The 1,689-nt window shown below is 57.7% G+C and carries 1 protein-coding gene; it reads right to left on the bottom strand.

The features are described 5' to 3' along the window. Positions 1-1,664, bottom strand: a 1,664-nt coding sequence (locus EN879_RS34920) for a GMC family oxidoreductase N-terminal domain-containing protein (RefSeq protein WP_224571102.1), incomplete at its 3' end; no start/stop codon positions are given. Positions 1,665-1,689 lie beyond the last annotated feature (25 nt).

Here is a 1,689-nt window from a genome sequence, read left to right as displayed (position 1 = left end):
TAGCTCCGTCTGCCGTCTCTCAAGGTTGTGTCGGCCAATTTCTCAGCCACCATAATCGTCGGAATGTTTGTGTTCGCCCGAGGGCAAAATGGCATGACGGAAGCGTCGGCGATCCTCAAACCCAAAATACCATGAACGCGTCCCGACGGATCGGTCACAGCGCCAGGATCCGCGGCTGCCCCCATCCTGCAGGTCGACGTCGGATGCCAACTTGGGATGACGTTCTGGCGAATATACCGATCCAGATGTTTCTCGTCGTTGACGAGATCGGAAATGCTATCCCCATCCGTTATGACGCGCCTAATCAGCCCACGGCGCAGCCGCGGCGACGCGTCCATGAGCAGCGCCAGAAATGACGTGAGTGCATAGTTTGTGCTTGTGACCTTGCTCACCAGCTTCGCTCGCGCATTCAACGCTGACGGAAACGGGTCCAGCGCCACAGAGGACAGCGAATCTTGCTGCAGCAGGCGGACTATGAAGCGAAAGCCCTGCTTGAGGCGCTCGGCGTCCCGCTTGTCGCTCAACCAGTTGAAATCGACCTCCGGCTCTATTTTATGCGAACTACCCTTGAGCGCCACAGTTCCCGTCGAGTAGCTGCGATTGACCCACACGGCGAGAGTGCCGAGGCGCCTCCCCAGCGGGTGCCAGGATGATTTGGCAACAGTCGATATTGCCATATCGGTCGACGGGCAGCCTTCGTAACCCGACGAGTAGCGGGCGTGCATCTGAATATATTCGCTCACGCCGGGTGACAAGCGATCGGCCGGCTTCAAATAGGCCGAAACGCAAATCGTGGGGTGTTCCTGAAGATTCTGGCCCACACCTTTCAAATCTGCAACGATAGGGATTCCGAATTGTACTAATTCCTTCGCGGGGCCGATCCCGGAGCGCATCAATATGGCGGGTGAATGGAGTGCTCCTGCGCACAGGATAACGCAAGAAGCGCTATACGATTGCACGCCCGATTTGTTCTCCGTCTCGACCCCCGTTACCGTTGTTCCCAAAAAGGTCAGCCGCGCAACTGTCGTTTCGGATAAAATCGTTAGATTGCGGCGAGAGCGGACGGTTTCGGGTAAGTACGCCATCGCGGAGGAGACCCGATGACCATTGCGGTTGGTCAATGGGACAACTGAATAGCCATCACCGAATGCACCATTGAAGTCTGGCCTGAAATGAAGCCCCAAAGCATCGTAAGCATCGGAGATTGCCCGGATGAAGCCCGACCAGTCTGATTGGCGCACACGTTTGATTGGCAAGGGGCCGTTCGTGCCATGAAATTCCCCGCCGAAATCCAAATCGCATTCTAGACGACGGAAGTAGGGCAGCACGTCTTCCCAACCCCAGCCCGTTGCACCGCTTGAGGCCCACTCATCGTAATCTCCGGGCCCGCCGCGGTTGGCGACTTGGGCATTGATGCTGGAGCCGCCACCCATGACGCGCGCCTGTTCGTAATGGACAGGCTTGCGGCCACCTCGCACCGTTGTCGCGTGGAGTGACTGCCATCGATAACCGGGATTAAGGTAAGCACGCGTTGGGTCGCCATCCTGGATGTCGTCAGGAATGGCATTCGGCGGCGTATCAGGGCCAGCTTCAATGAGCAGCACGCGAGCGCCATAGGCGGAGAGCCTGCTCGCCATCACGCATCCAGAGGAGCCACCACCCACGACGATATAATCGAAAACCACGCAA

The sequence above is a fragment of the Mesorhizobium sp. M7A.F.Ca.AU.002.02.1.1 genome, from assembly GCF_003998535.1.
GTDB classification, from domain to species: domain Bacteria; phylum Pseudomonadota; class Alphaproteobacteria; order Rhizobiales; family Rhizobiaceae; genus Mesorhizobium; species Mesorhizobium ciceri.
This window is presented reverse-complemented; position numbering and strand designations above follow the sequence as displayed.